We start from the raw sequence: 13,979 nt of genomic DNA, 5'->3' as shown, positions 1-13,979 counted from the left end.
CGGGCGGCGGGCCGGTGCCGTCACACCTGTCCGCGCACGCCCTTGGCCAGCTCACCGGCGAGGTCGCGGACCGCCTCGACGCCCGCGGCGTCGTCGGGCGCGTCCAGCATCCGCTTCACGAAGGCGGAGCCGACGATCACCCCGTCGGCGAACCGGGCGACCTCCGCGGCCTGCGCCGGGTTGGAGACGCCGAGGCCGACGCAGACGGGGACGTCGGTGGTGGCGCGGGTGCGCCGCACCAGGTCCTCGGCCTGCGAGCTGACCGACTCACGGGTGCCGGTGACGCCCATGAGGGAGGCGGCGTAGACGAAGCCGCTGCCGGCCGCGGTGATCTCGGCGAGCCGCTCGTCCTTGCTGCTGGGCGCGACCACGAAGACCGTGGCGAGCCCGTGCTTCTCGGCGTGCTCGCGCCACAGCGCGGACTCCTGGACCGGCAGGTCGGGCAGGATGCACCCGGCGCCCCCGGCCTCCGCCAGCTCGGCGGTGAACCGCTCCACGCCGTAGCGGTCGATCGGGTTCCAGTAGGTCATCACGAGGATCGGCGCGCCCGTGGCCGCGTGGGCCTCGCGCACCGTGCGCATCACGTCGGCGATGCGCACCCCGCCGCGCAGGGCGATGTCGTCGGCGGTCTGGATGACCGGGCCGTCCAGGACGGGGTCGCTGTGCGGCAGCCCCACCTCGACGACGTCGGCGCCGCCCTCGATCGCCGCCTTGACCGCCTCGATGCCGCCGTCCACGGTCGGGAACCCGGCCGGGAGGTAGGCGATGAGGGCGGAGCGGCCCTCCTCCTTCGCCGCGGCGAGGGTGTCGCTCAGCAGCCGCACGTTCCCGCTCACTTGGCGTCCCCCTCGATCTCGGCGGTGCCGGAGGCGTTCTCCTCGACCTCGGCGTCCGTGTCGTACAGCCCGAAGTAGCGGGCCGCGGTGTCCATGTCCTTGTCGCCGCGCCCGGACAGGTTGACGACGATCAGCCCGTCCTTGCCCAGCTCCTTGCCGACCTCCAGGGCGCCTGCGAGGGCGTGCGCGGACTCGATGGCCGGGATGATGCCCTCGGTGCGCGACAGCAGGCGCAGGGCCTGCATGGCGGCGTCGTCGGTGACCGCGCGGTACTCGCCGCGGCCGCTGTCCTTGAGGTACGCGTGCTCGGGGCCGATGCCCGGGTAGTCCAGGCCCGCGGAGATCGAGTACGGCTCGGTGATCTGGCCCTCGTCGTCCTGCAGGACGTAGGAGCGGGAGCCGTGCAGGATGCCGGGCTCGCCGGCGGTGAGGGTGGCGGCGTGCTCGCCGGTCTCGATGCCGTGTCCGGCCGGCTCGCAGCCGATCAGGCGGACGGTCTCGTCGGGGATGAACGCGTGGAACAGGCCGATGGCGTTGGAGCCGCCGCCGACGCAGGCGACCGCGGCGTCGGGCAGGCGTCCGGCGCGCTCCAGGAGCTGGCGGCGGGCCTCGACGCCGATGACGCGGTGGAAGTCGCGGACCATCGCCGGGAAGGGGTGCGGTCCCGCGACGGTGCCGAACAGGTAGTGGGTGCGGTCGACGTTGGCGACCCAGTCGCGGAACGCCTCGTTGATGGCGTCCTTGAGGGTGCGGCTGCCGGACTTCACGGCCACGACCTCGGCGCCGAGCATGCGCATGCGGGCCACGTTGAGGGCCTGGCGGCGGGTGTCGATCTCGCCCATGTAGATCGTGCATTCCAGGCCGAACAGGGCGCAGGCGGTGGCGGTGGCCACGCCGTGCTGTCCCGCGCCGGTCTCGGCGATGACGCGGGTCTTGCCCATGCGCTTGGTCAGCAGGGCCTGGCCGAGCACGTTGTTGATCTTGTGGGAGCCGGTGTGGTTGAGGTCCTCGCGCTTGAGGAAGATCCGGGCGCCGCCGGCGTGCTCGGCGAAGCGGGGGACCTCCGTGAGGGCGCTGGGGCGGCCGGTGTAGTGGGCCAGGAGGTCGTCGAGCTCGCGGGCGAACTCGGGGTCGTGCTTGGCCTTGTCGTACTCGACGGCGACCTCGTCGACGGCGGCGACGAGGGCCTCCGGGATGAACTTGCCGCCGAAGGCGCCGAAGTAGCCCTCCGTGGAGGGGGTTCGGCCCTCCGGGTCGGGGATGAAGAAGGTGCTGGGCATGAAGGTGTACCTCACGGTGAGTGTGTGGACGACACGAGCGCCGTGGGGGCGGGGTTTCTGTGCGCGTGCGGGCCCTTTGCGGCTTGTCGCGCCCACGCGGCGGAGCCGCAGATCGGCAGAGCCCCGCGCCCTGGAAGGGCGGAGGTCGTCAGGCCGCTTCGGGTCCGTTGTGGCCGGTCGCGCAGTTCCCCGCGCCCCTGTCGGGGCGCTGCCATCGTCTGCCGTTCACCTGGCCCGGTTCGTCGCCGATGACGTAGCGGACCCTGCGGCCGTGGACCCGGCGGGCCGGGGCTCGGCAGCCGCGGGGCCTGCAGCCTCGGGCGAGTCGGGAGAGCGTCATCGGGGGTCAGCCTAGCGAGGTCTCAGCGGCCGTGCCGGAGGGCCGGGTGCTCGCCGGCCGCCACCAGGTCGGCGACCGCCGTCTTCGGGTCCTTGCCGGTCACCAGGGACTCGCCGACCAGGACGGCGTCCGCGCCCTCGTTGGCGTAGGCGATCAGGTCGTGCGGGCCGCGCACGCCGGACTCGGCGACCTTGACGAGGTGCGCCGGGATCTCGGGAGCGACCCGCTCGAAGGTGCCGCGGTCGACCTCGAGGGTCTTGAGGTTGCGCGCGTTGACGCCGATGACCTTGGCGCCGGCGTCGACCGCCCGCTCCACCTCGTCCTCGTCGTGCACCTCGACCAGCGGGGTGAGACCGATGGACTCGGCGCGCTCGATGAGCGACTCCAGGGCCGACTGCTCCAGGGCGGCCACGATCAGCAGCGCCAGGTCGGCGCCGTACGCGCGGGCCTCCCAGAGCTGGTACGACGTGACGATGAAGTCCTTGCGCAGCACGGGGATGTCCACCCGGGCGCGGACGGCCTCCAGGTCGGCCAGCGAACCGCCGAAGCGGCGCTGCTCCGTGAGGACCGAGATGACGGCGGCGCCGCCCGCCTCGTAGTCGGCGGCGAGGCCTGCCGGGTCGGCGATCGCGGCGAGCGCGCCCTTGGACGGGCTGGAGCGCTTGACCTCGCAGATCACCTTGACGCCGTCACCGCGCAGGGCGGCGACGCCGTCCTTGGCGGCGGGGGCCTTGGCCGCGCGCTCCTTGAGCTCGTCGAGGCTGACGCGCGCCTGCCGCTCCGCGAGGTCGGCACGGACTCCGTCGATGATCTCGTCGAGCACACTCACGCGAGCGGCCCCCTTCCTGACGGTCGGGCTTGGCTGGTCCCTGCGATGGTATCCGGAGCAGGGCGAATGCCCCGCATCCGGCTGTCGCGGCGTCCAGCACCTGGACGATCAGCGGTGTTCACGGGTGCAGCCAGCCGCCGAACGGCGTGTTCCGCAGCACCGTGAAGACCAGCAGCAGCCCGCCCGCCGTCCACAGCACCGCGGGCGGCGGGTCGAGACGCATCGGCCGGCCGCGCGCCGCGCGGATCACCCAGACGGTCCACAGCACGGCGAAGACGCCATAGCCGAGGACGGCGGGTGCGTTGGCCTGGAGGGCGGTGGCGAGGTCGCCGTGGGCGACGGCGTGGGCGCTGCGCAGTCCGCCGCAGCCGGGGCAGTACAGGCCGGTGAGGCCGAGCAGCGGGCAGACCGGGTAGTGGCCGGGTTCGTTGGGGTCGACGGCGGCGACGTAGGCGAAGGCCGCGGCCACGGCGGCGAGCAGGCCGGCGGGGGCGGCCAGCCGGGCCGCCCGGCCGGGGACCGCGTGGGGGCTCGGGGCGTTCACGGGAGGCATTGTCCCCCGGACACACCGCGGGGGCGGCCCCGGCTCACGCCGGACACCGCCCCCGTACGGAGTGGTCCGCGGGGCTCAGCCCTGGGCGCGGGCCGGCTCGCGGTCGCCGGTGGTCGCGTGCACCGGGTGGTCGCTCTTCGGCTGGCCGAGGCCCATCGAGCGCATGACGGCGCCGACCACGCCGCCGAGGAGGACGACGCCCATGCCGGCCCAGAAGCCCACGGGCCGGTCCATCACCATGAACGCGCCCGCGGCGCAGAAACCGATGAAGGCGATGATGACACCGGTCCAGGCGGCCGGGGTGTGACCGTGGCTGCTGCCCGCCATTGCTTGCTCCTCGTTGCCGTGTGCGTGGGTGAGCGGGACGCTCGTCCCCATTGTCCCGCACACGCCGGGCCGCCGTGCGCCGGGGGTCGGCCGTGGGCGGGTTGCGCGGTTCAGGCGCCGGTGGGGTCCTCACCTCGGTCGAGGGCCTTCCACAGCTCCTCGGGGCGGTCCGGGTCGGCGGGAGCGGCCGGCCGGCGCGCACGCGGGGCGCCGCCCCGCTCGTATCGGCCGGACATGGCGGGCCACAGGCGTCCGTAGCGCAGCGCGAGCAGTCCGGCGGCCAGCAGCAGCAGTCCGCCGACGGCTGCGACGTACGGCCAGGCGGTGTGGGAGAGGGCGCCGACGGTCGCGGAGGCGTCCCCGGAGGCCTGGGCGGCCTTCTCGTCGAGGGCGGTGGAGTCGGACGCGCCGAGCAGCGCGGCGGCGACCGTGCCGGCCCCGGAGAGGGCCAGTACGGCGGAGACGGCGAGCCGTCCGGCGCGGCGCACGGCGAAGACGGCGACCAGGGCGGCGAGCCCGACGACGGCCAGGGCGGCGGGCACGCCGGTGACGTCACTGCCCTTGGCGGTCAGCGGGAACGCGCCGCCGGCCACCGTCGCGGTGCCCTCCGACCACTCCTGCCGGGTGGCGAGCAGGGTCACGGCCGCGCCGAGGGCGCCGCTCAGCAGGGCGGCGGCGAGGCTCGTACGGCCGGTCCGGGAGGGGCCGGCGGGCTCGGGACGGGGGCTGGGTACGGCAGTCACGCCCTCCACTATGGCCCGGACCCCGGCCCGCGCGGCATCCGGGGGGCTGTGTCAGCCGTCACCCAGGCGGTTCGCGGTGTGCACGGCGCGCAGCACCGCGGCCGCCTTGTTGCGGCACTCGGTGTCCTCGGCGACCGGGTCGGAGTCGGCCACGATCCCCGCTCCTGCCTGCACGTACGCGGTGCCGTCGCGCAGCAGGGCGGTGCGGATGGCGATGGCCGTGTCGGAGTCCCCGGCGAAGTCGAGGTAGCCGACGCAGCCGCCGTACAGGCCGCGCCGGGACGGCTCGAGCTCGTCGATGATCTGCATCGCGCGGGGCTTGGGCGCGCCGGAGAGGGTGCCGGCCGGGAAGCAGGCGGTGAGCACGTCGAAGGCGGTGCGGTCGGCGGCGACCCGTCCGGTGACGGTGGAGACGATGTGCATGACGTGCGAGTAGCGCTCGATCGACATGAAGTCGACGACCTCGACGGAGCCCGGCTCGCAGACCCGGCCGAGGTCGTTGCGGCCGAGGTCGACGAGCATCAGGTGCTCGGCGCGCTCCTTGGGGTCGGCGAGGAGCTCGTCGGCGAGCGCCTGGTCCTCCTGCGGGGTGGCGCCGCGGTGCCGGGTGCCGGCGATGGGGTGCACCATCGCCCGCCCGTCCTCGACCTTCACCAGCGCCTCGGGGGACGAGCCGGCCACGTCGAAGCCGTCGAACCGGAACAGGTACATGTACGGCGACGGGTTGGTGGCGCGCAGCACCCGGTAGACGTCCAGGGCGCTCGCCGTGCAGGGCGTCTCGAACCGCTGCGAGGGCACGACCTGGAAGGCCTCGCCGGCGCGGATGCGCTCCTTGACGTCCTCCACGGCCGCCTGGAAGTCGGGGCCGCCCCACAGCGCGGTGTACTCGGGCAGCTCGGACGGGGGCAGCACGGCCGGGGGCTGGGCGACCGGGCGGGCGAGGTCGGCCTCCATGGCGTCGAGGCGGGCCACGGCGTCCGCGTAGGCCTCGTCGACGCCGGTCTCCAGGTCGTTGTGGTTGATCGCGTTGGCGATCAGCCAGACGGAGCCCTTCCAGTGGTCCATGACGGCGAGGTCGCTGGTGAGCAGCATGGTCAGCTCGGGGAGCTTCAGGTCGTCCCGCTCGCCGGGGCCGATCTTCTCCAGGCGGCGCACGATGTCGTAGCCGAGGTAGCCGACCATGCCGCCGGTGAAGGGCGGCAGGCCGAGGTCCTGGGCGAGGTCGCGCGGGGTGTGCAAGGTCTGCAGGGTGGCGCGCAGCGCGGTGAGCGGGTCGCCGTCGACGGGCACGCCGACCGGCGGGGTGCCCTCCCAGTGGGCCTGTCCGTCGCGCTCGGTGAGGGTGGCGGCGGAGCGGACGCCGACGAAGGAGTAGCGGGACCACGAGCGCCCGTTCTCCGCCGACTCCAGCAGGAAGGTGCCGGGGCGCTCGGCGGCGAGCTTGCGGTAGAGCGCGACCGGGGTGTCGCCGTCGGCGAGGAGCTTGCGGGTGACCGGGATGACCCGGCGGTCGGTGGCGAGCTTGCGGAACGTCTCGAGGTCCATGGCGGCTGACCCTACTGATCCGTGGCGGGCGCGCCGGTACCGGCGTCCTTGAGCAGCACGTCGGCGTCGAAGCAGGTGCGGTCGCCGGTGTGACAGGCGGCGCCCACCTGGTCGACCTTGACCAGCACGGTGTCGGCGTCGCAGTCCAGCGCGACCGACTTCACCCACTGGAAGTGGCCCGATGTGTCGCCCTTGACCCAGTACTCCTGGCGGCTGCGCGACCAGTAGGTGCAGCGGCCGGTGGTGAGGGTGCGGTGCAGCGCCTCGTCGTCCATCCAGCCCAGCATCAGCACCTCTCCGGTGTCGTACTGCTGGGCGATCGCGGGGAGGAGGCCGTCGGGGCTGCGCTTGAGCCGCGCGGCGATCTCCGGGTCGAGGCGGCTGGGCGGAGCGCTGTGGCGCGAAGCGCCTTCCTGGGGGGTGGTGGCCGGGCGACGGGCGGGCGTGCTGGTCATGGGGACCATTGTGCCGCGCGGGGCACGTCCCCCCGTGCCGTCGTCCACTGTCCGGACGTGACGGCCCGCCGTAGGCTGGCTCGCATGTCGACCCATGCCAAGCGTGAACGACTCCTCCTGGCCGACCTGCTGGAGACCGCGGGCCCGGAGGCGCCCACCCTCTGCGAGGGCTGGAAGACCCGGGACCTGGCCGCGCACGTGGTGGTGCGCGAGCGCCGTCCGGACGCGGCGGGCGGCATCCTGGTGAAGCAGCTGGCGCCGCGCCTGGAGCGGGTCACGGCGGAGTTCCTGGCGAAGCCGTACGACGAGCTGATCCGGCTGATCCGCACGGGCCCGCCGCGGTTCTCCCCCTTCTCGCTCAAGCAGGTCGACGAGATGTCGAACGTGATCGAGTTCTACGTCCACGCCGAGGACGTCCGCCGGGCGCAGCCGGACTGGTCGCCGCGCGAGCTGGACCCGGTGTTCCAGGACGCCCTGTGGTCGCGCCTGGAGCGTTCCGCGCGGCTGATGGGCCGCGGGGTGCCGACCGGTCTGGTGCTGCGCCGTCCGGACGGGCAGACGACGGTGGCGCGCCGCGGTGCGCCGGTGGTGACGGTGACCGGGGAGCCGTCCGAGCTGGTGCTGTTCGCGTACGGCCGGCAGGGCGCCGCGAAGGTGGAGCTGGACGGCGACGAGAACGCGATCGCCCAGCTGCGCGCCACCAAGCAGCTCGGCATCTGAGGCTCCGGAAAGGCACGGCTCGTGATCAAGGTCGCCATGACGAGTGTGTACGTGGAGGACGTGGCCAGGGCGCACGCGTTCTACACCGGGGTGCTCGGCTTCGAGACCCGCACCCATGTGGACCCGGGCGGCGGCACGCCGTTCGTCACCGTGGGGGCGCGCGACGGCGCCCAGCCCGACCTGGAGCTGCTGCTGGAGCCGGGCGACGGGCCGATCGCGGAGCCCTACCGGCGCGCGGTGCGGGAGGCGGGGCTGCCGGCGATCGTGTTCTCCGTGGACGACCTGCGGGCGGAGTTCGAGCGGCTGCGCGGGGAGGGCGTCCACTTCGTCCGGGAGCCGGAGAAGCAGGGACCGGTGCTGACCGCGCTGCTGGACGACACGGTCGGCAATCTGATCCAGCTCACACAGCCGCTCGGCTGAGGTTCACCGCACGGGGTGGCCGGCGTCCCTGAGGGTCTGCTTGACCTCGCCGATACGCAGGTCGCCGAAGTGGAACACCGAGGCGGCCAGCACCGCGTCCGCGCCGGCGGCGACCGCGGGCGGGAAGTCGGCGAGCTTGCCGGCGCCGCCGGAGGCGATCACCGGGACCGTGACGTGCTTGCGCACGGCGGCGATCATCTCCAGGTCGTAGCCGTCCTTGGTGCCGTCGGCGTCCATGGAGTTCAGCAGGATCTCGCCGGCGCCCAGCTCGGCGGCCCGGTGCGCCCACTCGACGGCGTCGATGCCGGTGCCGCGGCGGCCGCCGTGGGTGGTGACCTCGAAGGTCCCGCCCTCCGTGCGCCGGGCGTCGACGGAGAGGACGAGCACCTGGCGGCCGAACCGCTCGGCGATCTCCCGGATGAGGTCGGGCCGGGCGATGGCGGCGGTGTTCACGCCGACCTTGTCGGCGCCGGCCCGCAGCAGCTTGTCGACGTCCTCGGCGGTGCGCACGCCGCCGCCCACGGTGAGCGGGATGAACACCTGCTCGGCGGTGCGGCGGACCACGTCGTAGGTGGTCTCGCGGTTGCCGGAGGACGCGGTGATGTCCAGGAACGTCAGCTCGTCGGCGCCCTCGGCGTCGTACACCTTCGCCATCTCGACGGGGTCGCCCGCGTCGCGCAGGTTCTGGAAGTTGACGCCCTTGACGACCCGGCCGCCGTCCACGTCCAGGCAGGGGATGACTCGGACCGCCAGGGTCATGAATCCACGGCTCCTCTGAATGCTTCGAGTTCCACTGAGACCAGTACGCGCGGGTCGACGAAGCCCTCGACCACCAGCAGCGTGGTGACCGGTCGGACCGCGTCGAACAGCTCCTTGTGCGCGCGGCTGACCTCGTCCACGTCCCGCGCGTGGGCGAGATGGATGCGGGTGCGGATCACGGACCCGGCGTCGAGCCCGAACTCCGCGACCGCCTCCAGCGCGTTGGTGAAGGCCACCTTGGCCTGTTCGTACGGGTCGCCCTCCCCGTACAGCACGTCGCCCCGGAACGCGGTGGTGCCCGCGACCAGGACGAGGTCGCCGGCCGCGACGGCGCGCGCCGAGCCGAGGGTCTCCTCCCAGGGATTCCCGCTCTGCACGCGCCGCACGGCTTCCGACGTCATCGGGACACGGCCTCCAGGGCCTCTTCCAGGGTGAAGGCCTTGGCGTACAGGGCCTTGCCGACGATGGCGCCCTCGACGCCCAGCGGCACCAGTTCGGCGATCGCCCGCAGGTCGTCCAGGGAGGACACCCCGCCGGAGGCGACGACCGGGCGGTCGGTGGCGGCGCAGACGTTCTTCAGCAGCTCCAGGTTGGGGCCCTGGAGGGTGCCGTCCTTGGCGATGTCGGTGACGACGTAGCGGGCGCAGCCCTCCTTGTCGAGACGGTCCAGCGTCTCGTACAGGTCGCCGCCGTCGCGGGTCCAGCCGCGGCCGCGCAGGGTGGTGCCGCGCACGTCGAGGCCGACGGCGATCCTGTCGCCGTGCTCGGCGATGACCTTGGCGACCCACTCGGGAGTCTCCAGGGCGGCCGTGCCCAGGTTGACGCGGGTGCAGCCGGTGGCGAGGGCGGCGGCGAGGGTGTCGTCGTCGCGGATGCCGCCGGACAGCTCCACCTTGATGTCCATCGCCTTGGCGACCTCCGCGATCAGCTCGCGGTTGTCGCCGGTGCCGAACGCGGCGTCCAGGTCGACCAGGTGCAGCCACTCGGCGCCGGAGCGCTGCCAGGCGAGCGCGGCCTCCAGGGGCGAGCCGTAGGAGGTCTCGGTGCCGGACTCGCCGTGCACGAGGCGGACGGCCTGGCCGTCGCGGACGTCGACGGCGGGGAGGAGTTCGAGCGTGGCCATGTCTCTACAGGGTTCCGATCCAGTTGGTGAGGAGCTGGGCGCCGGCGTCGCCGGACTTCTCGGGGTGGAACTGGGTGGCCCACAAGGAGCCGTTCTCCACGGCGGCCACGAAGGGCTTGCCGTGGGTGGTCCAGGTGACGAGCGGGGGTTCCATCGCCGCGTTGGTGACCTCGAACGACCAGTCGTGGACGGCGTAGGAGTGCACGAAGTAGAAGCGCGCGTCCTGGTCCAGGCCGGCGAACAGCTTCGAGCCCTCGGGGGCGTCCACGGTGTTCCAGCCCATGTGGGGGACGACGTCGGCCTGGAGCGGCTCGACGGAGCCGGGCCACTCGTCGAGGCCCTCGGCCTCGACGCCGTGCTCGATGCCGCGGGCGAAGAGGATCTGCATGCCGACGCAGATGCCCATGACGGGGCGGCCGCCGGCCAGGCGGCGGTCGACGATCCAGTCGCCGCGGGCCTCCTTGAGGCCCTTCATGCAGGCGGCGAAGGCGCCGACGCCGGGCACCAGCAGCCCGTCGGCGTTCATCGCCTTGTCGAAGTCGCGGGTGATCTCGACGTCGGCCCCGGCGCGCGCGAGGGCGCGCTCGGCGGAGCGGACGTTGCCGAAGCCGTAGTCGAAGACCACGACCTTCCTGGCGGTGCTCAAGGTGTCACACCTCCATTTGCAGCAGGCCCGTGACGATGCACAGCGCGGCGCCGACGGACATCAGCGTGATGAGGCTCGTGGGCATCTTCTGCTTGACGAAGGAGATGATCCCGCCGACGAAGAACAGGCCGACGACGATCAGGACGGTGGACAGTCCGTTCACGGTGTCCCTCCGTTCGCTTCTCCGCCCGCGCGGCGCACAGGCGCGGCCATCGTCGTCGTCTGCGGCCCGGCGGCCGCGCGTGCGTCGCTCACAGCGCGCCCTTCGTGGAGGGCAGGATGCCGGCCGCGCGCGGGTCGCGCTCGGACGCGTAGCGCAGGGCCCGGGCGAGGGCCTTGAACTGGCACTCCACGATGTGGTGGGCGTTGCGCCCGTAGGGCACGTGCACGTGGAGGGCGATCTGCGCCTGGGCGACGAAGGACTCCAGGATGTGCCGGGTCATCGTCACGTCGTACTCGCCGATCATCGGCGCCATGTTCTCGGGCTCGGTGTGCACGAGGTAGGGGCGGCCGGAGAGGTCGACGGTGACCTGGGCGAGGGACTCGTCCAGCGGGACCGTGCAGTTGCCGAAGCGGTAGATGCCCACCTTGTCGCCGAGCGCCTGCTTGAAGGCGGCGCCGAGCGCGAGGGCGGTGTCCTCGATGGTGTGGTGGGAGTCGATGTGCAGGTCGCCCTCGGTCTTCACGGTGAGGTCGAACAGACCGTGCCGGCCGAGCTGGTCGAGCATGTGGTCGTAGAAGCCGACCCCGGTGGAGATCTCGGTCTTCCCGGTGCCGTCGAGGTCGATCTCGACGAGCACGGAGGTTTCCTTGGTGGTGCGTTCCACGCGTCCTACGCGGGTCATGCGCTGTGCTCCTTCTTGATCTCACGTACCGCGTCGAGGAACGCGTCGTTCTCGGCCGGGGTGCCCGCGGTGACCCGCAGCCATCCCGGTACGCCGTTGTCCCGGACCAGGACGCCCCGGTCGAGGATCTGCCGCCATACGGCGTGGGAGTCCTGGAAGCGGCCGAACTGGACGAAGTTGGCGTCGGAGTCGGTCACCTCGTAGCCCAGGGCGCGCAGTTCGGCGACGAGCCGGTCCCGCTCCGCCTTGAGCTGCTCGACGTAGCCGAGCAGGGTGTCGGTGTGCTCCAGGGCGGCCAGTGCGGTGGCCTGGGTGACCGCCGACAGGTGGTACGGCAGCCGCACCAGCTGGACGGCGTCGACGACCGCGGGGTGCGCGGCGAGGTAGCCGAGACGCAGTCCGGCGGCGCCGAACGCCTTGGACATGGTGCGGGAGATCACCAGGTGGGGGCGCCCGTCGAGCAGCGGCAGCAGCGAGTCGCCGTGGCTGAACTCCACGTACGCCTCGTCGACCACCACGATCGACGGCTTCGCGGCCTGCGCGGCGTCGTACAGGGCGCGCACGGCGTCGGCGGGGACCGCGTTGCCGGTGGGGTTGTTGGGGGTGGTGACGAAGACCACGTCGGGCCGGTGCTCGGCGATCGCCTTCTCGGCGGCGGCCAGATCGAGGGAGAAGTCCTCGTTCCGCGGGCCGGAGATCCAGCCGGTTCCGGTGCCGCGCGCGATGAGCGCGTGCATGGAGTACGACGGCTCGAAGCCGAGCGCGGTGCGGCCGGGGCCGCCGAAGGTCTGCAGCAGCTGCTGGATGACCTCGTTGGAGCCGTTGGCCGCCCAGACGTTCTCCAGGGCGACCGGGTGGCCGGTGGTCCTCGTCAGGTATCCGGCCAGCCTGGTGCGCAGCTCGACCGCGTCCCGGTCGGGGTAGCGGTTGAGGTTCCGGGCGGCCTCGCGGACGCGCTCGGCGATCCGCTCGACGAGCGGCTCGGGCAGCGGGTAGGGGTTCTCGTTGGTGTTGAGCCGTACGGGGACGTCCAGCTGGGGCGCGCCGTAGGGGGACTTGCCGCGCAGCTCGTCCCGTACGGGGAGATCGTCGATGCTCACGTCGCTCACTTGTTCTCGGGCACCTTCCAGCCGAACCTGGCCTTGATCGCCGCGCCGTGCGCGGGCAGGTCCTCCGCCTCCGCCAGCGTGACCACGTGGTGGGCGACCTCGGCGAGGGCCTCCTCCGTGTAGTCGACGATGTGGATGCCGCGCAGGAAGGACTGCACGGACAGACCCGAGGAGTGGCAGGCGCAGCCGCCGGTGGGCAGCACGTGGTTGGAGCCGGCCGCGTAGTCGCCGAGGGAGACCGGGGACCAGGGGCCGATGAAGATCGCGCCTGCGTTGCGCACGCGGTCGGCGACCGCGGCGGCGTCGGCGGTCTGGATCTCCAGGTGCTCGGCGCCGTAGGCGTCGACGACCCGCAGGCCCTCCTCGACGCCGTCGACCAGCACGATCGCGGACTGCCTGCCGCCCAGGGCGGGCGCGATCCGGTCCTCGACGTGCTTGCTGGCCCTGACCTGGGGCTCCAGTTCCTTGGCCACGGCCTCCGCGAGGTCGGTGGAGTCGGTGACCAGGACGGCGGCGGCCAGCGGGTCGTGCTCGGCCTGGCTGATCAGGTCGGAGGCGACGTGCACCGGGTCGGCCGTGGAGTCCGCGAGGATCGCGATCTCCGTCGGTCCTGCCTCGGCGTCGATGCCGATCCTGCCGGTGAAGTACCGCTTGGCGGCGGCGACCCAGATGTTGCCGGGGCCGGTCACCATGTTCGCGGGCGGGCACGACTCGGTGCCGTACGCGAACATCGCGACGGCGGTGGCGCCGCCGGCCGCGTACACCTCGTCGACGCCGAGCAGCGCGCACGCGGCGAGGATCGTCGGGTGCGGCAGGCCGCCGAACTCGGCCTGGGCAGGCGAGGCCAGCGCGACCGACGGGACGCCGGCCTCCTGCGCGGGCACCGCGTTCATGATCACGGAGGACGGGTAGACGGACCGGCCGCCCGGCGCGTACAGGCCGACGCGGTCGACCGGCACCCACTTCTCGGTGACCGTGCCGCCGGGCACGACCTGGGTGGTGCGGGTGGTGCGGCGCTGCGCGCGGTGGACGAGGCGGGCCCGGCGGATCGACTCCTCCAGGGCGGCGCGCACGGCCGGGTCGAGCTCCTCCAGCGCGCGCTCCAGCGCGGCGGCGGGCACCCGGACCTGGTCCAGCTTCACGCCGTCGAAGCGCTCGGCGAAGTCGATCAGCGCCGCGTCGCCGCGATGATGCACGTCCTCGCAGATGGGCCGCACCTTCTCCAGGGCGGCCGCGACGTCGAAGTCGGCACGGGGCAGCAGGTCACGCAGGGCGGGGCCCTCGGGGAGGGCGTCGCCGCGCAGGTCGATTCGCGAGATCACGTGCTCAATTCTCTCAGACCCGCCCCTATGGACGTCCGCCCGTTCCAGTGGCTGATACATCACGCCTGTCGTGACGTTCCGCACCCGTTTTCAAGATCTTCTTCACTTTCCGTGTTCAGCGGGTCAC

General features: G+C 73.0%; 19 protein-coding genes. 2 read left to right on the top strand and 17 right to left on the bottom strand.

Going from position 1 to position 13,979, the window contains the following annotated elements:
- Window positions 1–20 precede the first annotated feature (20 nt).
- The 9 genes from trpA to hisI all read right to left on the bottom strand — a co-directional run bounded on the left by trpA (window position 21) and on the right by hisI (window position 6,908).
- Complete coding sequence (trpA, locus tag ACQY0Z_RS15170; protein WP_189896892.1) at window positions 21–836, bottom strand: tryptophan synthase subunit alpha; 816 nt, start codon at window positions 834–836, stop codon at window positions 21–23.
- A complete protein-coding gene (gene trpB, locus ACQY0Z_RS15165) occupies window positions 833–2,116 on the bottom strand; it encodes a tryptophan synthase subunit beta (protein ID WP_439812404.1) in 1,284 nt (427 codons plus the stop codon). The genes trpA and trpB overlap by 4 nt, the downstream gene beginning before the upstream one ends.
- Before the next feature lie 148 nt (window positions 2,117–2,264).
- Complete coding sequence (trpM, locus tag ACQY0Z_RS15160) at window positions 2,265–2,456, bottom strand: tryptophan biosynthesis modulator TrpM (protein WP_369281115.1); 192 nt, start codon at window positions 2,454–2,456, stop codon at window positions 2,265–2,267.
- A gap of 22 nt (window positions 2,457–2,478) precedes the next feature.
- Window positions 2,479–3,285, bottom strand: coding sequence for an indole-3-glycerol phosphate synthase TrpC (gene trpC / locus ACQY0Z_RS15155; RefSeq protein ID WP_254586623.1), 807 nt, complete (start codon window positions 3,283–3,285; stop codon window positions 2,479–2,481).
- 118 nt (window positions 3,286–3,403) lie between these two features.
- The gene (locus ACQY0Z_RS15150) at window positions 3,404–3,838 is read right to left on the bottom strand and encodes a DUF2752 domain-containing protein (RefSeq protein WP_254586624.1); all 435 of its coding nucleotides are present in this window, start codon (window positions 3,836–3,838) and stop codon (window positions 3,404–3,406) included.
- Between the two features lie 75 nt (window positions 3,839–3,913).
- Window positions 3,914–4,165, bottom strand: a complete 252-nt coding sequence (locus ACQY0Z_RS15145) for an HGxxPAAW family protein (protein WP_189896885.1) — start codon at window positions 4,163–4,165, stop codon at window positions 3,914–3,916.
- 110 nt (window positions 4,166–4,275) lie between these two features.
- The gene (locus ACQY0Z_RS15140) at window positions 4,276–4,917 is read right to left on the bottom strand and encodes a TIGR02234 family membrane protein (protein WP_189896884.1); all 642 of its coding nucleotides are present in this window, start codon (window positions 4,915–4,917) and stop codon (window positions 4,276–4,278) included.
- A 42-nt stretch (window positions 4,918–4,959) separates the two neighbouring features.
- A complete protein-coding gene (locus ACQY0Z_RS15135; protein ID WP_439812403.1) occupies window positions 4,960–6,453 on the bottom strand; it encodes an anthranilate synthase component I in 1,494 nt (497 codons plus the stop codon).
- An 11-nt stretch (window positions 6,454–6,464) separates the two neighbouring features.
- On the bottom strand, window positions 6,465–6,908 hold the full coding sequence (gene hisI, locus ACQY0Z_RS15130) for a phosphoribosyl-AMP cyclohydrolase (RefSeq protein WP_189896881.1): 444 nt from the start codon (window positions 6,906–6,908) through the stop codon (window positions 6,465–6,467).
- Between the two features lie 84 nt (window positions 6,909–6,992).
- Here hisI and ACQY0Z_RS15125 point away from each other — a divergent pair, with 84 nt between their 5' ends.
- A complete protein-coding gene (locus ACQY0Z_RS15125) occupies window positions 6,993–7,628 on the top strand; it encodes a TIGR03085 family metal-binding protein (RefSeq protein WP_189896879.1) in 636 nt (211 codons plus the stop codon).
- A gap of 21 nt (window positions 7,629–7,649) precedes the next feature.
- Window positions 7,650–8,048 (top strand): VOC family protein, encoded by a 399-nt coding sequence (locus tag ACQY0Z_RS15120; protein ID WP_189896878.1) that lies wholly within the window; start codon window positions 7,650–7,652, stop codon window positions 8,046–8,048.
- Window positions 8,049–8,051: 3 nt separating this feature from the next.
- Here the strand turns inward: ACQY0Z_RS15120 and hisF are convergent, their stop codons facing one another.
- The 8 genes from hisF to hisD form a co-directional block, all read right to left on the bottom strand.
- Window positions 8,052–8,807 (bottom strand): imidazole glycerol phosphate synthase subunit HisF, encoded by a 756-nt coding sequence (gene hisF, locus ACQY0Z_RS15115; protein ID WP_048456856.1) that lies wholly within the window; start codon window positions 8,805–8,807, stop codon window positions 8,052–8,054.
- Complete coding sequence (locus ACQY0Z_RS15110; protein WP_189896876.1) at window positions 8,804–9,208, bottom strand: RidA family protein; 405 nt, start codon at window positions 9,206–9,208, stop codon at window positions 8,804–8,806. Before ACQY0Z_RS15110 ends, hisF begins: the two co-directional genes overlap by 4 nt.
- Window positions 9,205–9,930 carry a bifunctional 1-(5-phosphoribosyl)-5-((5-phosphoribosylamino)methylideneamino)imidazole-4-carboxamide isomerase/phosphoribosylanthranilate isomerase PriA gene (priA, locus tag ACQY0Z_RS15105; RefSeq protein ID WP_439812402.1) on the bottom strand — a complete coding sequence of 242 codons (726 nt, stop codon included), beginning with the start codon at window positions 9,928–9,930 and terminating at the stop codon, window positions 9,205–9,207. The genes ACQY0Z_RS15110 and priA overlap by 4 nt, the downstream gene beginning before the upstream one ends.
- 4 nt (window positions 9,931–9,934) lie before the next feature.
- Window positions 9,935–10,576: an imidazole glycerol phosphate synthase subunit HisH gene (gene hisH, locus ACQY0Z_RS15100; RefSeq protein ID WP_439812401.1), complete on the bottom strand. Its 642-nt coding sequence runs from the start codon at window positions 10,574–10,576 to the stop codon at window positions 9,935–9,937.
- A 4-nt stretch (window positions 10,577–10,580) separates the two neighbouring features.
- Window positions 10,581–10,739: a hypothetical protein gene (locus ACQY0Z_RS15095; protein ID WP_033273033.1), complete on the bottom strand. Its 159-nt coding sequence runs from the start codon at window positions 10,737–10,739 to the stop codon at window positions 10,581–10,583.
- A gap of 88 nt (window positions 10,740–10,827) precedes the next feature.
- Window positions 10,828–11,421, bottom strand: coding sequence for an imidazoleglycerol-phosphate dehydratase HisB (gene hisB / locus ACQY0Z_RS15090; RefSeq protein WP_019525453.1), 594 nt, complete (start codon window positions 11,419–11,421; stop codon window positions 10,828–10,830).
- Window positions 11,418–12,530 (bottom strand): histidinol-phosphate transaminase, encoded by a 1,113-nt coding sequence (locus ACQY0Z_RS15085; RefSeq protein ID WP_189896870.1) that lies wholly within the window; start codon window positions 12,528–12,530, stop codon window positions 11,418–11,420. The genes hisB and ACQY0Z_RS15085 overlap by 4 nt, the downstream gene beginning before the upstream one ends.
- Window positions 12,527–13,852, bottom strand: a complete 1,326-nt coding sequence (gene hisD / locus ACQY0Z_RS15080; protein WP_189896868.1) for a histidinol dehydrogenase — start codon at window positions 13,850–13,852, stop codon at window positions 12,527–12,529. The genes ACQY0Z_RS15085 and hisD overlap by 4 nt, the downstream gene beginning before the upstream one ends.
- Window positions 13,853–13,979 lie beyond the last annotated feature (127 nt).

This window comes from Streptomyces sp. P9-2, assembly GCF_051903975.1.
Classification (GTDB): Bacteria; Actinomycetota; Actinomycetes; order Streptomycetales; family Streptomycetaceae; genus Streptomyces; species Streptomyces cellulosae.
The sequence above is the reverse complement of the archived record's forward strand: the minus strand, read 5'-3'. Positions and strand labels throughout refer to the sequence as shown.

Coding starts and splice junctions, on each gene's coding strand:
- ACQY0Z_RS15150 (WP_254586624.1), bottom strand. CDS start 3,838: ATGCCTCCCGTGAACGCCCCGAGCCCCCACGCGGTCCCCGGCCGGGCG.
- hisI (WP_189896881.1), bottom strand. CDS start 6,908: ATGACCAGCACGCCCGCCCGTCGCCCGGCCACCACCCCCCAGGAAGGC.
- ACQY0Z_RS15145 (WP_189896885.1), bottom strand. CDS start 4,165: ATGGCGGGCAGCAGCCACGGTCACACCCCGGCCGCCTGGACCGGTGTC.
- priA (WP_439812402.1), bottom strand. CDS start 9,930: ATGGCCACGCTCGAACTCCTCCCCGCCGTCGACGTCCGCGACGGCCAG.
- ACQY0Z_RS15110 (WP_189896876.1), bottom strand. CDS start 9,208: ATGACGTCGGAAGCCGTGCGGCGCGTGCAGAGCGGGAATCCCTGGGAG.
- ACQY0Z_RS15135 (WP_439812403.1), bottom strand. CDS start 6,453: ATGGACCTCGAGACGTTCCGCAAGCTCGCCACCGACCGCCGGGTCATC.
- trpB (WP_439812404.1), bottom strand. CDS start 2,116: ATGCCCAGCACCTTCTTCATCCCCGACCCGGAGGGCCGAACCCCCTCC.
- ACQY0Z_RS15125 (WP_189896879.1), top strand. CDS start 6,993: ATGTCGACCCATGCCAAGCGTGAACGACTCCTCCTGGCCGACCTGCTG.
- hisF (WP_048456856.1), bottom strand. CDS start 8,807: ATGACCCTGGCGGTCCGAGTCATCCCCTGCCTGGACGTGGACGGCGGC.
- trpM (WP_369281115.1), bottom strand. CDS start 2,456: ATGACGCTCTCCCGACTCGCCCGAGGCTGCAGGCCCCGCGGCTGCCGA.
- hisB (WP_019525453.1), bottom strand. CDS start 11,421: ATGACCCGCGTAGGACGCGTGGAACGCACCACCAAGGAAACCTCCGTG.